This is a genomic window from Streptomyces sp. NPDC058291, assembly GCF_042880855.1.
Classification (GTDB): domain Bacteria; phylum Actinomycetota; class Actinomycetes; order Streptomycetales; family Streptomycetaceae; genus Streptomyces.
On sequence record NZ_JBHVYK010000024.1, the window covers coordinates 25,251 to 45,422 of the forward strand.

Sequence of the window (20,172 nt, forward strand, 5' to 3'; positions counted from 1 at the left end):
CCGGTACCGTTCGAGGGCACGCTCACTACGCAGGCCCGTACGTTGCGAGTTACCTACCTCGTGGGCCTGTTCAGATACAGATCACGATCTTTCCTCGGGTGCGTCCGCGCTCGGCGTGCGCGTGGGCGTCGGCGATCCGCTCCAGGGGGTAGGCCTGTTCGATACGGGGTGTGTAGCGGCCTTGCCCGCCCAGTTCCGCCGCCGCGGACAGGAGAGTGGAATCGTTCTCCGCGTTGACCACATGGGCGCCCAGGCGCTGCCCGCCCGCGTGGTCGGCGACCGTCGCGACGCGCTTCGGGTCGCCCGCGATCGCGACGAGGTCGTCCAAGGAGCCGGAGGCCGCGGTGTCGAGCACGATGTCGACGCCGTGCGGAGCGAGGGTGGTGAGGCGCTGTGCGAGGCCGGGGCCGTAGGTGGTGGGAACGGCGCCGAGAGAGGTGAGGAACTCGTGGTTGCGTTCACTGGCTGTCCCGATCACAGTGGCACCTTGCGCTACCGCGATCTCGACCGCCGCGCTGCCCACGCCTCCGGCGGCGCCCTCGACGAGAAGGGTGCGCCCCGCGAGGGAGCCGAGCGCGTTCAGTCCACCCATCGCGGTCACGGACGCGAGACCGGCACCAGCGGCCTGCTCGTCGTTCCACGTGGCGGGGGTGTGCGCCCAGGCCGAGAGGATGAGCAGCTCCGCGGTCGCGCCGGTGACGCCGCCCAGCCCGAAGACCCGGTCGCCGATGCTCACCCCCTGCACCCCGTCGCCGATCTCGTCGACCACACCGGCGCCGTCGCGCCCGGGAATGTCGGGCAGGTCCAGGGGAATCAGCTGGTGCAGGGCGCCGGAGCGCAGCTTCCAGTCGATGGGATTGACGCTGGCCGCCGCGACGCGGACACGGATCTCACCGGGTCCGGGGTGGGGATCGGGGGCCTGCTCGATCACCAGGGTCTCCGCTCCGCCGTATTCGTGGAACCGGGCTGCGCGCATTATGGTCTGCCTTACTTTGACGGGCCGGAAGGACGTGTTCATCCGACGCTCGTCACTCTAGAACCTGACGTTGACGTGAGGTGCAAGCCGCAACTGCCGCCCGGCCGGAGGAGGGCAGGCGCGGATGGGTGAGGTTGCCGAGCGGGCGGGGGTGAGCGTGGGGGCCTGCGCCGCTGCGAGGGATCACGCCACCCGTCACGGGCGACACCCATGTGCCCTCGGGCGGGCTCGGCGATCCCGGCACGACGCGAGGCTGCCGTGCGTACGTGAACCGCGTGAACGCCCCTCGGGTCCGCCACCGGGTCATGATCAATCTCGGCGCCGGCAACGGTTCGATCGGCCCCCAGGGCTGCCGCCGGAGCCGGTATTGCTAGCCTAAAGCTGACGTCAACGTGAGGTACGAGCGGGAAGGGAGTGACCTGCGTCATGCGCATCGGACAGCTCGCCAGGCGGTCAGGGGTCAGCGTGCGGGCCCTGCGCTACTACGAGGAACAGCGGCTCCTGGAATCGGCGCGGACGCCCGGTGGGCAGCGTGACTATCCCGACGAAGCCCTGGAGCGGGTCCAGCTCATCCAGGACCTCTTCGCGGCCGGCCTCTCCAGCCGTACCGTCGTCGAACTCCTGCCGTGCGTGAGCACCGGCGTCGCGACCCCCGCCATGCTCGACCAGCTCATCATCGAACGCGACCGCATCGCCGCACGCATCCAGGACCTGACCCGGGCCAAGACCAAACTCGGCCGCGTGATCGAGAATGTGACCGCGGCGAACGTGGCGCAGGACTGATCAACCCGTCGCGAGGGGTGGGGCCCCGGCCTATCCGGCATCTGCCGGGCGACATCGCGCGTGAACAGGTCTCCCCACCCGATCGGGTCCGTGAGCGCCACTGCCACCCCCCTGTACCCGCCATGGACGATCAACGCCTCCACGGTTTCGGCCGAGCGAAGCCCACTCGTACATGCCTGACTTGCCTTACATCGTTTCAACCCGTTGACCTGTAGAGACACTTGACAGCACTGGATAAAAGGAGAAGCGATTCGACGCCTGACCGCACGGTGCTGCCCGGCAAGTAGAGGACTGGAGAAGGGTGCCGCCGTGCCCGGCCCCGTAGGACGGCGCCGCCTTCTGCAGCCCGCGGCGACCGCGGAGGCCTTCTGTTCGGCGCGGGCGCGGGTGGCGGCCAGCCGGTAGGAGTCGGTGCCGGTCAGGCGCGGGGGCGTCCTGGTCGGCCGGCTGTTCGGCGCCCTGGTCGGCCTCGCCCCACTTGCGGGCCTCCAGGGCGACCGCGTCGGCGGTCAGCGCACCGGCCCGCAGCGCGGTCGCGATCCTGGCCACCGCGTGCTCGTGGACCATGTGCCGGTGCAGCAGCAGGACGGAGATGAGCGCCCGGGTGCCCTCCGCGTCGCCGTGGGCGGTGCAGGCCGCCTGCCACCAGGCGTCGTGGACCGGGGTGAACTTGCCCGCCGAGCGGGCCTGGTCCAGCGCGGTCGCCCCGGGCAGCGCGCCGGGCTTGCGGACCAGCGCCTCCAGGCAGTGGTCCAGCTCCAGGCGGGAGCCGCCCTTGGCGATCAGCCGCTCGTGGCGGGCGACTTCCGTGTGCGCGTCGTAGACAACGAGCACGATCTCTCCACGCCGACCCCACCCCCCCGGCAGCCCGCCGCTTCACGGCAAACCGCCGGGCACGACAGCGGGGGCCAGCGAACAGTGCCGTCTCCTACTGGGGGCGGCGTCCGGTGACGTCCCCGCCCAGGTCGTCCGGCAGGGCGATGCGGGCGGTGACGCGTTTGCCGACCGGCTACCGCTGGACCTCGAAGCCCTGGCAGACGGCCATGACGATCTCCAGGCCGTGGTGCTGCCCCACCCGGCCCGCATCGGCGGCGCGGGCCACCAGCAGGACCGGATCGCTGTCCCACACGACCACTTCCACCACGGCGCCCGTAACGCGCAGTTCCATCAGCACGGGCCCGGGGGCGTACTTGCGGGCGTTGGTGACCAGCTCGCTGACCACCAGCTGGGTCAGGTCCATCGCGCGTGCGGACGGCGCCCCCATTCGCCCGACACAGTTCCCGCACCTCGCGCCGCAGCTAGGCGAGCTCTTCCTTGTCCTCAGTGGCAAGAAGGTCGTCGCGCTCGCCGGCGTCGGCCTCGGCCTGGCAGATCCAACCTCGCAGGGCCTCGTGATGCACGCCGAGTTCCTCGGCCATGCGACGGATCACGGGCTTCGGCTCAGCTGTTCGGTACATGGCCCGTTCTCGGCGTTCGAGCCACGTGCTGTGCGGTAGTGCGTCGTGCGCCGTCAGAAGTACCGGACAGCCCAAGGCGCCCTGCGTGCCCCTGACGAGCGGCGGATCACCGACGCCTCGCAGACGCCCTGGGCACCTACCGCGTCATCCTCACCCGCGGCGCCGACGCCACCCGCATCCACACCATCGATCCGGACACCCACGACATGCTCGGCCGACTCCTCCCTCAGCCACCGCCGACTGACCCAGGCAGGGCACAGCTCACCAGCCGCCCAGGAAACCGCCCCCACAATGCGGACAGTCGCTGTCCCCGGTGGAGCCCACGGCGGTCACCGCTTATGGGAACGGCCTCCCCGGCGGAGAACGAGCGCTGCGGCACCGCCCTCGGTGCCGCAGCGCTCGCCCGCCGTCGGTGGTGACCTGGTGGGTTCAGTCAGGGGGCGATGTCCCACTGCTGGCATGTGTTGTCGAGCTGCTGCCACTGTCGGACTGCGGTGCCGTTGGCCGTTCCGCAATTCGCGACGTCCAGCGTCATGCCGTTGTTGACGTTGGTGATGGTGTAGTGGCTGCCGGCCTTGGTGACGTCCCATTGCTGGCAGGTATTGCCGAGGGAGGACCACAGCTGGACGGCGGTTCCGTTGCTCTGCCCACAGTTCTTGTCGTCCAGGACCGTGCCACTGTTGACGTTGGTGATGGTGTAGTGGCCGTTGCCTGCGCTGGAGAACTTCCACTGCTGGCAGGCGTTGCCGAGCGAGGACCAGATGTCGATCGACGTCCCGTTGGCCGTGCCGCAGTTCACTGCGTCCAGGACCTTGCCGGAGTTGGTGTTGGTCAGGCGGTAGGCAGTGCCTGCGACGGGGAAGGCGGCCGACGGGGTGGTGTATCCGACGGAGGTGATGTTGGCCTGTACAGCGTTGTCAGCGGCGTCGGTGGGGTAGCCGGAGGTCATGACGCCTTCGAAGAAGGAGCCGTCGGACCCGTTGCTGTTGTCGCCGCCGGTGCCGAGGACGATGGCGCCCTCCAGGTGCATGGGGGTGTATCCGCCGAGGTTGGGCAGGGCGCCGTTGTACCAGGTGCTCAGTGAACCCGACTGGGCGTTGCCGCCCTTGATCGCATAGGTGGTCGTGCCGTTGTTTTTCTCCATGGCGGTGACGTACTCGCTGGAGTTGCCCTTGTTGTTCGCGTTCGAGCCGTTCCCTCCGAAGAAGAGCCCGTTCTCCAGGTCCGCCTCGACCCAGGGGCCCGACCCGGCACCGGAACACGAGAACCAACACTCGGTACCGAAGTTGATCGCATCCATGTGACCGTTGCCGGTGTCGTTCCCGGATGTCTCGGCATTGCCGTAGTCGAAGCAGCACCGGTTGTTCACGTGGTGGCCGCTGGTCACCATGTACGCGCCCTCCGGCTTGCTTCCGGTGGCGATGCCTGTGGTGCTGTTGTCGCGGTAGCCGACGCCGGCCGATACGAAGATGCCGTAGGCCGCGTGGCCGCCGACCGTGACCGGCAGGGCATTGGCGATGGCACCGACGTCCTGTCCGCCGTTGCCTCCCGGCCCCTCGATGGTCAGGTCGTTGTGGTTCGAGCTCTGGTCGTAAATCTTCGTGATGACACAGGTCGTGGCGGAGCAGAAGGAGTCCTGCGCCGCCGCGTTCGCGTAACCGCCGGCGGTCAGCAGTCCGATGTTGGTGGTGGCGCCGTCCGAGGCGCGCTTCACCTGGTAGAGAGCGCCGTTGTAGGAGGTGTAGAGGGCCCGCGTGGTGCTGTGCGCCGCGGCGCAGGGCGTCCCCGCGGAGGCGTAGATGTCGCACGGCAGGGACGAGGCGGCCTGAGCCGTTCCTGCGGCGCTGACGAATCCGGTCAGGATGCCGGCGAGCAGGGCGAGAACCGCGCCCACCACCCTCAGCCGAATCCCTCTCAGGTGTCTGCCTATCACTGTGAACCTCTTCCGTCTTGGGTTCTCGCTCGGCGCGACGCCGCGTGCGCAGGGAGCAGGGGGACGTCGACCGCACAGCGGTGGATTGTGAGCGCTAACAAGGGCGGCGTCTCGGATGCCGCCACTCATACGAGCTGTATGGACACGGGGGTAGGGTCGGCCTGTCGGTTCGCACTGCTGGAGCTACACCGCGGTGTTGTGTTCCGCGCCGCTCTCACGTGGTTGGTGACTGATCGACCGGTTGTCGCGACAGCATCTTTTTACGCCGCGGTGAACTGCAGGCAACACAGTCGAACAGTCAAGAGTGTGGAAAGTAACGTCATGCGCTCGCTTCAATCCGGTGCTCGGTCGGCGGCCACCCGGCTCCGCTATGGGTGACGGAGGCAAAAGTGGGTGCCGATTTTGGATCCCTGACACGTGGTCACGAATCAAAAGACCAATCAGAGCGATCGGCCTACCGAAATGTGTGCGCTCACAGTTCCTGTCGGGTCAGCCCGTCACACGGAAGGTGGCGTCGCCGCGCCCCGTCGCCGTGGAGATCGGCTCGAGCTTGAGTTCGTACGCGTAGTGGCGGATGTACCGGTCGGGGTAGTTGTACGACTGGAACGACGACCAGGTCGCGTCGGCGAGTCCGGCGACCTGGCGGAAGCTGGCGTCCGCGGCGAACCCGGCGGTGCCGTCGTTGTAGACGAGCTGGAAGTCGAACGCGGAGTGCCGCAGGAAGTAGCCGGGGAAGTTCACCGACTCGAAGGAGACGGTGCCGGTGCCCGCCAGGCCGGTCCGCATCCGGAACTGGGAGTCCTGGCTGGTACTGACGTTCTGGTCGATGCGCACGTCGAAGTTTGTGTGCCTCACGTACCGGTCCTGGAAGTTGTACGACTCGAGCCGGTTGGCCGTCGTGTTGGGCCAGCGTGCGAGAACGCGGCTCTCCTCGGCGGCCGTCAGGTTCATGATCCAGCCGTGGCGCTTCTTGGTGCCGCCCATGTTGTAGCTCGTCGACGCCTGCTTCTGGTAGGCGGCCGGGTTGGACGGGTCGGTCGTCAGGACGGGCATGTAACCGCCGCCGGTGGCGTACTGGTCGAGGAAGAGGGCCCACTTGTCGCTGCCGTTGAACTTCATCCACATAGGGCCCTCGACCTGAGAGCCACTGAGGCCGACGCCGGACAGGTCGCCGAGGGTGGTCCATGTCCCCAGGATCGAGTTGCTGCCTTCAAGAGTGATCTGGCCGTCGCCGGAGGCCCGAACGTAGCGGTAGTTGCCCACGCCGGACGGCACCTCGATGATCTGGGTGTCGATGATGCCCTGAGTGCCGGGCCGGTCGATGTATACCTGCGGGGTGGTGATGGTGCGGAAGTCCGTCGTGTGGGCGTAGTAGATGCGGTGCTTCGTCACGCCGTTCAGCGGCGCGTTCGTCGCCCAGTACAGGACGTAGTCATTGCTCGCCGGGTCCCAGATCGCCTCGGGCGCCCACGCGTCACCGGAGCCTGGGATCGCGTCGGCGACGTTCAGGAGCCGCGGCTGCGACCACGTGACCAGGTCGGTGGACTCCCACACCACCAGGTTGCGGCTGCCGTTGGTCTGGGAGTCACCCCATCCCTGCCCGCAGCCGATGCACAGGTCGGTCGCGATGATCCAGTACTTGCTGCCAGGCGATCTCACGAATGCGGGGTCGCGCACCCCCTTCGTACCGACCGTCGAGCGCAGGACCATGCCGCCGCCGTTGAGGTCGTTCCAGTGCAGACCGTCCGTGCTGTGCGAGAGGTACATCTGCTGATTGGTCGACCCCTCACCGGTGAAGTGCACCATCAGGTAGCCCGGGTCGGCGGCAGCCGCCCGCTCGGGTGCGGTCAGCGTCTGGGAGGTGAGAAGCAGGCAGGCGGTGACGAATATCGCCGCCATCCGGCCGAGAAGCCTGGCCATGCGTGTCTCCTTTCGTACTACGGGTGCCATGCTCGCGTTGAAGGCGGGATTGAGGGTGAATCCGTTTTTTGCGCCAGGGGACAGAACCTGCTGTCGCATGACGCGGAACGTCGCATTGGGGCGCTCGGGCGCTGGGCTGGTCAACGGCCGAAGAAACGCAGTTCTCGCTGGAACATGGCGGGGAGCCGTGACGCGGCGGCGGCGGACTGGGTGCCGAGTGGAGCAGCCAGGGCCGACGGAGCAGCCAGGAGAGCGAAGCAGTAACGGGTGCGATGCACGGGCTGTCCCCTTTGACGGCCATGACGTTCGACAAGTCGAACGCCGTACGTAACTTCGACCAGAAGATAAGTTTCGGCTAAGAGCGCGTCAATGGAACTGGCCGATCTGCTGCTGAATATTCTGCGGGCGCACGAAACGCCAGGCCCGAAAAGGGCCATTTCACCCTCCGCCTGGGATCTCTCCCACTACTCGCCGAGCGCTCTGTCCCACGCTGCGGGCGGGGAACAGCTGGCCTCACTGGGTGACGTCCCGGCGCACGCGACAGCGGTGGACGCCCATCCCGAGTAGCGGGAGGAGCGCTGGCGGGAGGTGAAGCGGGCGGTAGAGGAAAGGGCGGTGCGGGAGGCTGCCCCGGCGGACGACGACACTCCGTCGGCCTACCGCGTTCTCGCCCGCTTTCGAGCCCGGTGACAGCGACCTCTTCTTCGGCCGGCACGGGAAGGGCTCGTACCCGGCAAGGTGTGGGCGGGGGACTGGTGGGTCGCGACTACGGTGAGGTCGGGGCGGACGTTTCCCAGGCGGCCATCTGCTCGCGGAACTTGGTGCAGCTGACGATGTCCTCTTCGCCGCACTGCAGGGCGTGGACCAGGAGCTGGTGGGCGTGGTCGAGGTCGATCATCCGCTGCTTGACTTCGGCGATCTTGGCGCGGATCATCGCCTGCCTGCGCGGTTGGTCCTCCTGGAACTCGCCGATCTCCGCCAGGGTGAGCCCCGCCTGCTGGCACTTGCGCAGCACCACGATCCGCTGCGCGGCCTCCGGCGGGTAGCGCCGCTGCCCGCTCTGGCGCTCGGGCGCGGGCAGCAGGCCGTGGCGTTCCCAGAACCGGATGGCCGACGCCGGTACTCCGGTGATCTCCGCGAGCTGTCCGATGGTCATGCGCACGTAGCCGCTCCTGCCGTTCCTGCTCGGTCCGGCCGTCGGCCGCTTGACTTGAACCTGAGTTTAAGTTGAAGAGTGGGACGTGCGAGCACGGCGGCGATCGAGAGCCGCCGGCAGTGGACTTCGGAGGTGCCGGATGGCAACCGTACAGGCGGCGAACGAGCGGGCGCACGAGCTGGTCGCGGCGGCGGAGGCGCTCTTCACGGCGGGGGTGATGTCCCACTCGGGGCATGCCAACCTCAGCGCCCGGCTCGATGCCGAGAGCTTCCTGTTGACGCCGGGATTCGTTCGCGGGCTCCGCCCCGGCGACCTCGCGGTCGTCAACCTCAACGGGCGCATTCTGAAAGGGGAGCTACGGTCGGTCAGCGTCGAGATCATCGCCATGCACAGCGCGGTCTACCGCGCCCGCCCGCACGTGGGCGCCGTCATCCACACCCATTCGCCCTCCGCGACTGCCTTCGCCGTCGCGCACCGGCCGCTGCCATGCCGGACCGAGCCGATGCTGCGCTTCGGACAGCCCGAGGAGGTCCCAGTGGTGCCCTGGGGGCCACGCGGGTCCGACGTATCCGTCCGGGGCATCGCCGACGTCCTGGAGCAGCGCCCCACGACATCGGCAGCCCTGCTGGCCAACCATGGACTGATCGTGTTCGGCCCGGACTCGGCGGCGACCGCCCACCTGGTGGTGGCCATCGAGGAGAGCGCCGAGGCGGAGATCGCGGCGGCGGCGATCGGCGGAGCCGTTGATTTCCCCGAGGGCGCCCTGGCCGCCGTACGCGCCTCGATCACCCGGGTCACGTCATGACCGACGACGCGATGACGGTCGCGGCGACGGCCGACGACGCGACGACCGATGACGCCTTCGCCCGGCGCACCGAGGCCGTGCGCGCCCGCTACCACTCCACCCTCGGAGGCGTTCCGGGCGGCGTGCAGGACCGGCTGCGCCTGGCGCGGGACTTCGACCGGCTCCCCACCGAAGAGGCACTCGCGGCGCTGCGGCACATCGTGCTGACCGACAATCCGCTGGGCGCTCGCGTCCAGCAGCTCGTCCACTACGGGCAACTCCTGTCCCTCGGCCGGGAACACCCCGCCAGGATCCACGCCCGGGGCGCGCTCCACGCGGGCGCCACCGTCGCCGACCTCATCGGAGTCGCCGAGACCGCCCTCATCACCTCGGGCGTCCCGGCGTACGCCCTGGGAACGGAGATCGTCATCGACCTCCTGGCGACCACCGCCCTCTGACATCCCTCGTGCCGGCGCGGCCGGTCAGCGCGGTTCCCGGATGCCGTCGATGACGCGGGTCCAGTTGTCGCCGCCGCGTCCGTCCTCGATCGCGCTCCGGTAGGGAGACCGGACGACCAGCGGGAGCGCGAGATCGAGGCCGAGCGAGACGCTGGTCTCGACGATGGTCGGCCGCCGCACCCATCATGGTGACCCTGCCGCTACGGGCCGACACCGTAACGCCCTTGAGAAGGAGACTATGCGTACAGCACCGAGAGCCGCTCTCGCGGCGCTGTCCCTGCTGTGACCAGAGCCGGCCCGGCCGGACCCGCGCAAGCTCGGGCGAGCGGCGGGTCGACGGCGCGATCCTGATGGAGTTGCGCCAGCTGGCGCCGCTGTTCGGGGTGTCCAAGTCCGCCGCCGACCGCATCATCGATCACCGCGGACCCGCGCTCGCGCTCAAGCAGCGCAAGCTGTTCCGCAAGGACACGGTACTGATCGTCGACGGCACCCGCGCCCCCACCCGCGACCACACCATCGCCGAGCAGCCGAAGGACACCCCCGAGCCGGCCACGGTCGCCGCACATGCGTGCCGTGGCCGTTCGCCTCACCACGTAGGACACCGTCTTCGTACGCGCGGCACCCGCCCGGCGAGCATCGCGGGGCGGGCGCCGTCGAGCTGCAAGCTCAGGCGGGGGTGATGTTCTCCGCCTGGGGGCCCTTCTGGCCCTGGGTGACGTCGAAGTTCACCTTCTGGCCTTCTTGGAGCTCACGGAAGCCAGAGCTGGCGATGTTGGAGTAGTGAGCGAAGACATCGGGGCCGCCGCCGTCCTGCTCGATGAAGCCGAAGCCCTTTTCCGCGTTGAACCACTTCACGGTTCCGGTGGCCATGTCGTCCTCCAAGGGGACTAGGAATCGGTCCCGCACCGTGCGGAACCGGAGGTGATCGCCCTGGTCCTCAGAGAAAACAGAAAAATCGCCCATGAATGTTGCGCTCACGGACGCCCGGTACTTCGGAACCATGACAGCTGCCACCGACGCTACACGCACACTCCCGGCCCCACCATCAGGACATCCTTACGGGTGGCGGAGAGCTCACCTTCCGGGGGAGGGCCAGGCCGCCGCGGCGCAGGAGGCTGAGGCACCGCTCGGCTAGTACTGCAATCACAGTTATGAGGTTTGGTGTGATTGAGTGCCCCGGTGTCTGTGGATCTTGGTGTGCGTCAAGTCGAGTCATGGCGTGAGACGTTGGCCGGGTCACACGCGCGGTTCGCGTCGCGGTTTGCTCGCTCGGAGCCGCGGGGCCGGGCGCTGGAGTACATGGCCGGGCTGGTGGCACCGCTGGAGCGTAAGAACGGCTGGTCGCTGGCGGAACGCGCTGGTGAGGCGCATCCGGTCGGGATGCAGCGGCTGCTGGGCGAGGCGGACTGGGACGCCGACGGGGTCCGCGATGACGTCCGTGACTTCGTCATCGAGAGCATCGGCGACAAGGACGCGGTGCTGATCGGTGACGACACCGGGTTCCTGAAAAAGGGAGTCCGCTCGGCCGGGGCGCAGAGGCAGTACTCCGGAACGGCCGGCCGCACCGAGAACTGCCAGATCGGCACCTTCCTCGCCTACGCCTCGCGGCGAGGGCGGGTGTTGATCGACCGAGAGTCGTATCTGCCGAAGTCCTGGACGGACGACCGGGAGCGGTGCCGGGCGGTCGGTGTCCCGGACGATGTGCCGTTCGCCACGAAGATCGAGCACTTCCAGGCCATGCTCCAGCGGGCCCTGGATGCGAAGGCCATTCGCGTGGGTGACCGCAGACGAGGCATACGGGCAGGTCAAGCGACTGCGGTACTGGCTGGAGCAGCGCGCGGTCGCGCACGTGCTGGCGACCAAGGTCAACGACACCGTCATCACCACCCGTGGCGCCGAGGCCCGGGTCGACGCCTTGGTGGCCGGCCTGCCGCGGCAGGCATGGAAGCGGCGTGTCGGCAGGGGCCGGCGCCCACGGGCACAGGTTCTACGACTGGGCCCGGGTGTCGATCCGGATCTGGTGGGAGAACGGCTTCGGCCACGGTGCGTGGCCGGCGCGAGGGAGAGGTATCGGACGTCCACGAAAGGCGTGCCGCAGTGCCGGCCTCCCCGCTCCCGCGCCCACAGACGCACAAGGCATACCCCCGTGCGGTACCGAACTCCCTTACGGGGTGAGGAATCGGCCATTCGCATCCGGCGCTCAGGGGTGTGGGGAGGCGCGCGATGGGGGTGAAGAGCGCGATGCCGTTTCCCTCGCCCGTATGCCGTGTCAACCCGTGGTTCACCGCGGTGTCACCGCAGGTTGCGTTCGGACCCTCCCCGCGTTCTCGATCAACGCCTTACCATTCGCGTACTTGCCGGGGTGGGCATGGGGGGGAGGAACTCTTGTTCGGTGATGTTCAGGAATGCGTGCCGGGTACGGCTGCCGTCGGGAAGGGCCGGAGCGGGGTGGGGGACCTGCCGGGCGGTGTGCGGCTGTACCGGCTGCTGCCCGACGGCTCGATCGTCCTCGCTGACCGGGACGGCGCCCACGACCTCGGTCCGGAGCGGGATCTCCTGCGGTTCATCGACGACGGGCAGTTCGCCCACTACCTGGTGGGCGACGCCGCCACCTCGCCCGAGCGTCCCTCCAACGCCACCGTCAAGCTCGGTGTCGTCGGCCCGCGCAGCGCCTTCACCCCGCACGCGCACGGCGGTGAGCACTTCGTCCTCAGCCTGGGCTACGCGTCCTGCGGCCTGTACGACGCCGACCGCGACCGGGTCACGGAAGTCCCGCTCACACCGGGCGAGTTAATAAGAATCCCCGAGATGATGCCGCACTCCTTCGCCAATCGGGACACTTCTCCGCTGACCATTCTGGCCGCCAACACCGGCTACGGCATCGACCACGAGGACTACGCGATCACCGCCCCCGAGGCGGACCGCAGGGCGGCGGGCCCGGCGGACGGCATGGTCGCGCCTCCCGGCTCCACCGGCACCAGCACCCTTGCCCGCACCGACTACCTGGCGCTGGCCGCCGCCCTGCGTGACATCGAGCGGGTCCAGCGGTTGCGGGGAGCGGGTGTCACCACCGTCAAGGAACGCCTGGCCGCCCGGCTGCGGCGGCTGGCCCACCGGCTGGAGGGCCCCGCGTGATCTGTCCGCACTGCGAACAGTCCCTGCTGCGCAAGGAACGCCCCGGCAACGTCTGCGGCAAATGCGACCGCAGGTATGCACTGGATCCCAAGACCAACCCCCTGCGCCTGAACGACCTCCGTGTCCGCCGCGTCGCCGCCAAGCTCACCGAGGAAGGCCGACTGCGCTGCACCACCGGCCAGTTGTGGTACGCCCTGTCCCGCAAGTCGCTTCAGGACACCGCCGTGGAGACGGGCTGCGGCGAAGTGGCCGCCCTGTTCGGCCTCGTCCTCGGCGTCGTCGGGCTGATCAGCGATGTGGTGCTCTCCGCGGTGCTGGGGGGTCTGCTCCTGGTGACCGCCCTCGGCTACCTCATCGCGGGGGCGTCGGGATGGAGGCGAGGCCGGCCCCGCGTCTCCCGGGAGTCCTTCCGTACCGAGTTGATGCGGAAGTGGTACGACGTCTACGGCTCGCTCCCGCCGGGGGTGATCAGCGACAAGGGGTATCCCTCACCTCGGCCGGCCCCTCGTACCTCCCGTATCGGCCGGGACCGTTCGGCGGTACCGGCAGCCGAGCCCGCGTCCGGCGGGCCCGTGCTGCTCTGCCCGGACCCGTCCGTCGCCGTCTTCCTGGATGCCGCCGACCTGCCCGCCCGCCACGGGCTGCGCCTGGTCGCCACGCCCGACGGACTGCCCGCCGCCCTCGACCCGTCGGGCCCGGGAACGGTCCTGGTGCTCCACGACGCCGACGCCGCCGGCCTCGCACTCGTCCACCGCGTGCGCGCGGCGTACCCCGGACACCGGGTCGTGGACCTCGGACTGCCGCCCGACGCCGCGCGGGACCGTCCGAACGCCGTGCCCGTACGGGGCGAGCCGCCCGGCGACGCTGTCATGGAGATACTGCGACGCAGCGGGGAGTACCCCCCCGACCAGCTGAAGCGCCTGTCCAAGGGCTGGGGGCTGCCCCTGGTCGCCGTCCCGCCCGCCAAGCTTTTCGCGGTCGTCACCCGAGCCGTCGAGCGCGCCGGCGAGGCCACCGACCCGGAACGTCGGCGCGCCGCCTCCCTGGGCTTCATGACCTGGCCCGGCGGAGGCGGTACATGATCTGCCCGCACTGCCAGACCTCCCTGCCGCGCAAGGAACGCACCAACAGCGTGTGCTCCCACTGCGAGCGGGCCTTCGCCCTCGACCCCAAGGTGCACGGCCGCGGCATGCACGACACGCGGATCGAGCGCATCGCCCGCACCCACACCGATGAGGGCCGCCGCACGGTCACCCTCACCCAGTTGTGGTACCTGGCCCGGGCCGAGAACCGCACCTGGGACGCGGCTCCGCGCAGCGGTCGCTCACCATGGGCGGGACGCACGGCTGCGGTGGTGCTCGTCGCCGGACTGGCGGCGCTCGCCGTGCGGCTGCCGGACAGCGCTCACGCCGGACTGCTCTGGTGGGGCAGCGTGGGGGCGGCCGTCGTCGTGTACCTGATGGCGAGGGGGCGGCCACGCAGGCCGGCCCGCCGGGCCGGCGCATGCGTGGTGCCGTACGCGCACGCCTTCCGGACCATGATGCTCGGGCGTTGGGTGGAGGTCTACGGCGGTTTGCCGCCCGGCGTCGTGGACGAGGAGAAAGCCGGCGACGCCGCGTTCCTGCCCGCGGATCGGGACCGGCAGAAGCGGACGGTGGCGCTGCTGTGCCCGGACCGGGCGGTACGCGTCTTCCTATCCGTCAACGACTTCCCGCACCGGCTGGGACTGACCCTCGCCGCCCGGCTCGCCGATCTGCCGCCCACCGGGCCCGTGGTCGTCCTGCACGACGCGAGCGCCCGCGGCTTCCAGCTGCTGGCCGACGTTCGCGCGAACCGCCCCGACGCGGTGGTCGTGGACGCGGGCCTGCCGGTGAAGGCGGTCCGGGGCAACCGCAGGGCCGTCGTTCTCCATGAGGATCCCTCCGAGAGTGTCGGGTCCGGCGGGGCCGACTGGCTCCGGCGGATGGAACGACTCGCCCCGGAGGACGCCGCATGGCTGCGACTGGGCTGGCTCGGTCCGGTCGCCGCGGTCCCCCCGGCCCTGCTGGAGGCGTGCGTCGCCCGAGGCGTCGAGCGGGCCCGGAGCGCCCCGGAGCCGGCGCGTCGGCGGGCCGCCGAGCTCGGATTCCTGAGCTGGCCGCAGCCGCCCGAGCTGGAGGGGATCTGACATGCGTCACCTCGTCGAGCCGCGCACGGCCGCCGTCTTCACGAGCGTTGTCGCGGCGGTCGCCGTCCGGCGCGCGGCGCCGACGCGTGGGCGGACCACCGAGTTCGGTTTCCCGAACCAGTCGCAGTCGTCGCCCGGGAAGGACGAAAGCTGACATGCCTACCCCCATCGAGCCGCCCGGGCCATTGCGCCCGGTCTCGCGGATGGTTCTGGAGCGGGCGATCGGCGTCGCCGCCCGGCACGCGGCCCTGCCCGGCGGGATCCGTTACACCGAACGGCAGCTGTACTACGAGACGTGCCGCGTCCTGAGGCCGACTCCCGCGCCACTGCGACGCCTCCCGCACAGCCCGCGCCCGCCCCTCAGGCTGCCCCGCTTCGCCGAGGCGCTGCGGGGACTGGAGCCGGCCGGACTCCTTCCGCCCCCGCGCCGTGCCGCCCGGACGATCGGCGGGCCCGCGCGCGAGGCCGACCTCTACGCCTACGGGCTGCCGCGCATGCTGATCTGCCAGGACCGTTCCGTCGCCTGGATGCTGCTGGCCAACCACGTCCACCTGGAGGCCGCCTGCCCCGTCCTGAGCGCGGCCGACGACCTGCCACTCGATCCCCGGCTGGTGGCGGCGCTGGAGCGGGCCGAAGGCGCCACTGTGCACGTCCTGCACGACGCGAGCCCCACCGGCGTCACCCTGCCCGCCCAGGTGCGCCAGCAACTGGGGCCGGTGCCAGGAGTACGGGTGGCCTCGCTCGGGCTTGTGCCCCGGCACGCCCGGACCCTGCGCCTGGTGACCGGGCGCGCACCCGGCCCCGTCCCCCCACTCGGCCCGCTGCCTCCGGGGCTGCGGCCCGAGGAGGTCGCCTGGCTCGCGGGCGGCCGGTTCGCGGAGGTCGCCGCGGTGGCGCCGGCCCGGCTCCTGCGCGCCGTACTGCGCCTGACCCGCGGCCCCCGGCCGTCCCGGCACTCGGTCTGGGGCGAACTGCGCGAGCTGCGCACCGCGGGGTTCATGACCTGGCCCGATGCATGATCGGACGCCGACCCGAGGACCGTATGCCCGAGCACCGCAGACCCGAGGACCGATGAGCATGATCCGCCCCCGCGAAATCGGCTACACCGACGAATTGCTCGCCGACGGCAGCGTCCACCGCACCTACGAGGACGGCCGTCAGGAATGGCGCCGCCGCGGCCCCGGTGGCGTGGTGGACTGGCACGACGACCGGGGCGGCGCGGGCACCGACGAACTGCTCGGGGACCGGATCGTCAAGCGGCTGCTCGCCGACGGCACCGTGACCTACGGGCGGGACATCGGCTACGGCCGGACGCTGTGGGGCGGCGGCGACACCGTGATGATCAACCGGACGTCGTTCGGCGGCCGGATGGGAGCGATCCTCGTCGGCCTCGGCGTCACCGGACTCGCGATCACCGCCGCTCAGTTGCCGCCCGCACATCTGACGCCGGAGGAGGAGGAAGAACTGCGCCAGCAGGCCCAGAGCTCGTCCGCCTCGGGCGGCGACGGCGGCGGGGACGGCGGAGGGGACGACTGGGACGGCGGCGACTGGAGCGATGGCGAAGACGGCTGGAGCGACGACGACTTCGGCTGACCGCGTGCGTCGCGGCGGTCCGGACCGGGGCGCCGCGTACACACCATGACGCACGTACCCGCACGGTCCACCTCCCCGAAGAGCGCGCGGGCGCAGCCGGACACAACGACGAAAGGACTCCCTCGCTCCATGGCACGCTTCTGCGTCTGTCTCGGCCCGGATCCCGGCCACCCCGACGTTCGGCCTGCGGCCGCCGACGCCCACCTCACCGCCATGGGGGCCCCGCCTCTCGCGCCGGGACTGGCACTGCTGCCCGACGAACCCGGGCACGCCGAGGGGCCGTTCGAGGCGTCCGGAATGCGCGCCGTCGGCGAGGTCACCCTGCACAACCGCGCCGACCTGCTCACCGCGCTCGTCACGGCCGGCGCCCCCGCCCCGCACGGCTGCGGCGACGGAGAGGTGCTGCTGCGGCTGTGGGCCCGGCTCGGCGCACCGGGCGTCGCGCTCGCCGAGGGCATGTTCGCGCTCGCCGTCCTCGACGGCCGCGACCTGGTGCTGATCCGCGACCACGTCGGCGCCCGCACCCTCTTCTACGCCCGCGCCGGCGACACCTGGGCCGCCGCCACCTCCCTGCGCGCCCTGCGCCGCTGGCCCGCACTGGGCACCCGGATGAACCTCTCCGCCGTGCGCTCCTTCCTCACCTTCGCCTACCTGCCGGGCGAGGAGACGCTGCTGGAGGGCGTGCGCGAAGTGCTGCCCGGACGGGTGGTGCGGCTGGCGGTCGACGGGCCCCTCAGCCAACAGGTGTACTGGGAACCGCAGGAGGGCCACGGCGAGCCGGGCGGCCCACGACCCGATGACACGTACGCCCTGACGCTTCGCGCCCTGCTCGAAGAGGCGACCGCACGCCGGCTGCCCGAGGCCGAAGCCGTCGCGATCCTGCTGTCCGGGGGCGTCGACAGCTCTCTCGTCACCGCGCTCGCCGCGAAGCTGCACAGTCACCCCGTGCACACCTACTCCATCAGTTTCGGCGGCGAATTCCCCAACGAACTGGGTTACTCCGGGCTCGTCGCCGCCCACTGCCACACCCGGCACCGGGTGCTGACCGTGTCCGGTTCGGCGGTCGCGGCTCGGCTCGCCGAGGCCGCCGCCCTGCTCGACAGCCCGGTCGGCGACCCGCTGACCGTACCCAACCTGATGCTCGCGGAGGCAGTCGCGGGGGACGGGCTCGGGATCGTCCTCAACGGGGAGGGCGGAGACCCCGTGTTCGGTGGTCCGAAGAACCTGCCGATGCTGGTCCAGGAGATGCACGCCGGGGCGCCGGGGGCGGCAGACGCGCCCTGGTACGAGGACCGGGCCACCGCCTATCTGCGCTCCTACCGCAAGTGCTGGACCGACCTGCCCGACCTGCTTACCCCCGACGCGCTCGCCGCGTTGGACTCCGCCCCGGCCCCGCAGCGCTTCGTCGAGCCCTACCTCACCGGCCCGGACCGGATGACCCACCTGCTCGACCAACTGCTGCACTGCAATCTGCGGACCAAGGGCGCCCACCACATCCTCACCAAGGTCGAACGGCTCACCGCCTCCCAGGGGCTCCAGGGCCGCGCCCCCCTCTTCGACCGGCGCGTCGTCGACCACGCCTTCGCCACCCCTCCCGCCCTCAAACTGCGGGGCACGGCCGAGAAGTTGGTGCTGAAGGAGGCCGTACGCGATCTGCTGCCCGCCACCGTGGTGGACCGGCCCAAGAGCGGGATGCGGGTCCCGGTGCAGCAGTGGCTGAGCGGCCCGCTGCGCGAACTGGGCGGCGACCTGCTGCTCGGGCGCGCGGCCCGGCAGCGGGGGCTGTTCCGGCCCGCCACCGTCCGCACCTGGATGCGCGGCGAGGGCACGCTGCTGCCGCGCCAGGGCGGCAAGCTGTGGCTGGTCCTCACCCTGGAGCTGTGGTTGCGGGCGTACGACCTGTGACCGCCGGAACCCTCACGGTTGTACCGTCCGCAACCGCGACGGACGTACGGCCCATGACCCCGCAGCCATGCCGACCGCTCGGCGTGCGGCGAGAACCAGCCGTGGAGGCAAGCGCACCGTGAAGACCACTCTCGTCGACCCCCGCACCGGCCGGGTCCGTGGTACCGCCCCTGTCACACGGGAGGAGGGGATTCGGTCCGCGGTCGGCGCGGCCCGCGCGGCGGCGCCAGCCTGGCGCGCCCTGACACCCCGGGAACGCGCCCGCCGACTGGAACGGCTGGCGGCGCGGGTGACGGAGAACACCGCCGCGTGCGCCGTGCGGGAGATGGCCGGGACCGGCAAACCCGACAGCGAGACCGCGGGCGAGGTGGAGCGGGCCGCCGACCTCCCGCGGTGCTACGCCTCCGCCGTCCGCGCCCAGTCCGCGCCGGCCGCCGGAACCCTTCGTCGAGGGCCACGAGAGCTGGGTGCGCACGCCCATGGTCGCGCTCTGGTGTTCCTGGCGCAGCCACCACGGATCGTTGTCGTATCCGGGCGGCCCGCCGGTCCTGCGGCGCAGGCGGATGACGGTGCCCGTCGGGCCGCCGTGGCCGGTCGCGGTCAGTAGCCCCAGCCACCCCCGCCCGACCCGCTCGCCGAGCCGGCGGCGGTACGCCTGGTCGGCGGGCAGCGCCCGCGGCCGGCCGGCGGCGGTACGCCTGGTCGGCGGGCAGCGCCCGCGGCCGGCCGGCGCCGCTGTCGGCCCACGCCAGCTCGGCCATGGCCGGGTCCAGCAGTGCGTCGGCGACGGCCGCCGTCTCGCAGGCCGCGATCGCGGCGGACAGCTGCGGTTTCGTCGGAAGGCCGGGTCGGAGCGGCCGCGGGTGAAGTGGTGGGCGGGGGTGTAGGGCGTCGCGTGCAGCGGGTAGTACACGCGGCCGTCGGTCCACACCGTGGTCACCGTGACGATGCCGTTGTCCGTCTTTCCCAGCCGGCCCAGCCGCTGCCGGCCCACGTGCGCGGTCGCCGTGTCGTCCTTGCGGCCCCCGGAGTCGTCGATTACGAGGACCCCGCCGTCGTGCGGAGCCGTCGCCGGCTCCTCACGCAGCAGCTCAAGCCGCCGGTCGTTGACCCGCTCGGCCTCCCAGGGCGACTCGGACAGGAAGAACCGCAGCCGCTGGACCCCTGGCATCCCCGCACCCGCCACCGGCTCCGCCCCGGCCAGGCAGTTGATCGTCTCGTTCCGCTCCTGGTCGGTCGTCTTTGTCGCGTCCCTGAGGGGCGAAGAGCGACTGTCACACTGCGTAAGTGACCACGGAAGTGGACCAGAGCCAGCTCTCGGTTACGGAGCCGCTGTTCTTGGCGGTGCCGCCTGGGGCACCCTCCGACGGCGACCTGCACGCCGTCGACGACACCGCGCAGGCGGTGAGTGGCGGCTGCGCGGTGGCCGTCGACCTGTCGGCCGCTCGCGGACTTTGGCCGGAGCTGGAAACGCGAGGTTCCCCCGTTGTGCGTCCTTGGTCCGCACGGCTCGTCGAACGTGCACGGCAGGCCGGGCAGCCGCGCCGCCCGCGCCCTTGGCCGGTCGGTTGCGAGCATCTTCGTGCGCAGACGGCGCAGGATGCGGGGGCGGGCGGCGTGCCGCTCATCTCCCCCCAAGGGTGGGTAGACCTCAGCACGGCGCTCGACCCCGCGCGGGCGGGGTGGCGGCCCCGTGTACTCCTGGACCTCAGCCCTTCGCGCACGGAGCCGCCCCCCGTTCTTCTCAGCCTGCCGGTACGGCGGCGAGGTCACCCGCCGTCGAGCGGGCGCGCTGGGCGTCCCGCAGGGCCGCGTCCAGCTCCGCCGCGCCCTTCTCCAGGATTGACGCGGTCGACGCTGGAGGCACGGTCGACGGCGACACGCCTCCGCCCGACGGCGGCGGGC

General features: G+C 70.9%; 17 protein-coding genes and 5 pseudogenes. 12 read left to right on the forward strand and 10 right to left on the reverse strand.

Annotated features, from left to right (window positions below):
• Positions 1–70: 70 nt before the first annotated feature.
• Positions 71–976, reverse strand: a complete 906-nt coding sequence (locus tag ACFVYK_RS15030; protein ID WP_389773349.1) for an NADP-dependent oxidoreductase — start codon at positions 974–976, stop codon at positions 71–73.
• 426 nt (positions 977–1,402) lie between these two features.
• Here ACFVYK_RS15030 and ACFVYK_RS15035 point away from each other — a divergent pair, with 426 nt between their 5' ends.
• Entirely contained in the window at positions 1,403–1,759 is a 357-nt protein-coding gene (locus tag ACFVYK_RS15035) for a MerR family transcriptional regulator (RefSeq protein WP_097289521.1), read from the forward strand.
• Between the two features lie 186 nt (positions 1,760–1,945).
• On the opposite strand, the gene ACFVYK_RS15040 is transcribed toward ACFVYK_RS15035, so the two are convergent.
• From ACFVYK_RS15040 to ACFVYK_RS15065, 6 genes and pseudogenes are all read right to left on the reverse strand, one after another.
• Positions 1,946–2,593, reverse strand: a complete 648-nt coding sequence (locus ACFVYK_RS15040) for a hypothetical protein (RefSeq protein WP_389773352.1) — start codon at positions 2,591–2,593, stop codon at positions 1,946–1,948.
• A 94-nt stretch (positions 2,594–2,687) separates the two neighbouring features.
• A pseudogene (locus ACFVYK_RS15045) lies at positions 2,688–3,089 on the reverse strand (ATP-binding protein).
• Positions 3,058–3,177 carry a hypothetical protein gene (locus tag ACFVYK_RS15050; protein ID WP_389773355.1) on the reverse strand — a complete coding sequence of 40 codons (120 nt, stop codon included), beginning with the start codon at positions 3,175–3,177 and terminating at the stop codon, positions 3,058–3,060. The pseudogene ACFVYK_RS15045 and the gene ACFVYK_RS15050 overlap by 32 nt, the downstream one beginning before the upstream one ends.
• A 472-nt stretch (positions 3,178–3,649) precedes the next feature.
• Complete coding sequence (locus tag ACFVYK_RS15055) at positions 3,650–5,149, reverse strand: arabinofuranosidase catalytic domain-containing protein (RefSeq protein WP_389773358.1); 1,500 nt, start codon at positions 5,147–5,149, stop codon at positions 3,650–3,652.
• 489 nt (positions 5,150–5,638) lie between these two features.
• Complete coding sequence (locus ACFVYK_RS15060) at positions 5,639–7,069, reverse strand: glycoside hydrolase family 43 protein (protein ID WP_389773361.1); 1,431 nt, start codon at positions 7,067–7,069, stop codon at positions 5,639–5,641.
• Between the two features lie 766 nt (positions 7,070–7,835).
• Positions 7,836–8,225: a MerR family transcriptional regulator gene (locus ACFVYK_RS15065; protein WP_389773363.1), complete on the reverse strand. Its 390-nt coding sequence runs from the start codon at positions 8,223–8,225 to the stop codon at positions 7,836–7,838.
• Between the two features lie 139 nt (positions 8,226–8,364).
• Between ACFVYK_RS15065 and ACFVYK_RS15070 the strand changes: the two genes are divergently transcribed.
• Together ACFVYK_RS15070 and ACFVYK_RS15075 are read left to right on the forward strand one after the other, a co-directional pair.
• Positions 8,365–9,030, forward strand: coding sequence for a class II aldolase/adducin family protein (locus ACFVYK_RS15070; RefSeq protein ID WP_389773366.1), 666 nt, complete (start codon positions 8,365–8,367; stop codon positions 9,028–9,030).
• Complete coding sequence (locus ACFVYK_RS15075) at positions 9,027–9,467, forward strand: carboxymuconolactone decarboxylase family protein (RefSeq protein WP_389773369.1); 441 nt, start codon at positions 9,027–9,029, stop codon at positions 9,465–9,467. The genes ACFVYK_RS15070 and ACFVYK_RS15075 overlap by 4 nt, the downstream gene beginning before the upstream one ends.
• 24 nt (positions 9,468–9,491) lie before the next feature.
• On the opposite strand, the pseudogene ACFVYK_RS15080 reads toward ACFVYK_RS15075, so the two are convergent.
• A pseudogene (locus ACFVYK_RS15080) lies at positions 9,492–9,660 on the reverse strand (NAD(P)-dependent oxidoreductase); the annotation flags it as partial.
• Positions 9,661–9,817: 157 nt separating this feature from the next.
• Here ACFVYK_RS15080 and ACFVYK_RS15085 point away from each other — a divergent pair.
• Positions 9,818–10,003, forward strand: a pseudogene (locus ACFVYK_RS15085) (IS5/IS1182 family transposase); the annotation flags it as partial.
• A gap of 130 nt (positions 10,004–10,133) precedes the next feature.
• On the opposite strand, the gene ACFVYK_RS15090 reads toward ACFVYK_RS15085, so the two are convergent.
• A complete protein-coding gene (locus ACFVYK_RS15090; RefSeq protein ID WP_215030177.1) occupies positions 10,134–10,337 on the reverse strand; it encodes a cold-shock protein in 204 nt (67 codons plus the stop codon).
• 327 nt (positions 10,338–10,664) lie between these two features.
• On the opposite strand from ACFVYK_RS15090, the pseudogene ACFVYK_RS15095 reads away from it, so the two are divergent.
• The 8 genes and pseudogenes from ACFVYK_RS15095 to ACFVYK_RS15130 all read left to right on the forward strand — a co-directional run.
• Positions 10,665–11,548: pseudogene (locus tag ACFVYK_RS15095) on the forward strand (IS701 family transposase); the annotation flags it as partial.
• 367 nt (positions 11,549–11,915) lie between these two features.
• Positions 11,916–12,602 carry a cupin domain-containing protein gene (locus ACFVYK_RS15100; RefSeq protein ID WP_389773372.1) on the forward strand — a complete coding sequence of 229 codons (687 nt, stop codon included), beginning with the start codon at positions 11,916–11,918 and terminating at the stop codon, positions 12,600–12,602.
• Entirely contained in the window at positions 12,599–13,684 is a 1,086-nt protein-coding gene (locus ACFVYK_RS15105; protein WP_389773375.1) for a hypothetical protein, read from the forward strand. Before ACFVYK_RS15100 ends, ACFVYK_RS15105 begins: the two co-directional genes overlap by 4 nt.
• Positions 13,681–14,769 (forward strand): hypothetical protein, encoded by a 1,089-nt coding sequence (locus tag ACFVYK_RS15110; RefSeq protein ID WP_389773377.1) that lies wholly within the window; start codon positions 13,681–13,683, stop codon positions 14,767–14,769. Before ACFVYK_RS15105 ends, ACFVYK_RS15110 begins: the two co-directional genes overlap by 4 nt.
• 155 nt (positions 14,770–14,924) lie before the next feature.
• Positions 14,925–15,788 (forward strand): hypothetical protein, encoded by an 864-nt coding sequence (locus ACFVYK_RS15115; protein WP_389773380.1) that lies wholly within the window; start codon positions 14,925–14,927, stop codon positions 15,786–15,788.
• A gap of 58 nt (positions 15,789–15,846) precedes the next feature.
• Entirely contained in the window at positions 15,847–16,362 is a 516-nt protein-coding gene (locus ACFVYK_RS15120; RefSeq protein ID WP_389773383.1) for a hypothetical protein, read from the forward strand.
• Positions 16,363–16,491: 129 nt separating this feature from the next.
• Positions 16,492–18,267, forward strand: coding sequence for an asparagine synthetase B family protein (locus tag ACFVYK_RS15125; protein ID WP_389773386.1), 1,776 nt, complete (start codon positions 16,492–16,494; stop codon positions 18,265–18,267).
• Positions 18,268–18,334: 67 nt separating this feature from the next.
• A complete protein-coding gene (locus tag ACFVYK_RS15130) occupies positions 18,335–18,874 on the forward strand; it encodes an aldehyde dehydrogenase family protein (RefSeq protein WP_389773389.1) in 540 nt (179 codons plus the stop codon).
• Positions 18,875–19,204: 330 nt separating this feature from the next.
• Here the strand turns inward: ACFVYK_RS15130 and ACFVYK_RS15135 are convergent.
• Positions 19,205–19,438 (reverse strand): annotated as a pseudogene (locus tag ACFVYK_RS15135) (transposase); the annotation flags it as partial.
• Between the last annotated feature and the right edge of the window lie 734 nt (positions 19,439–20,172).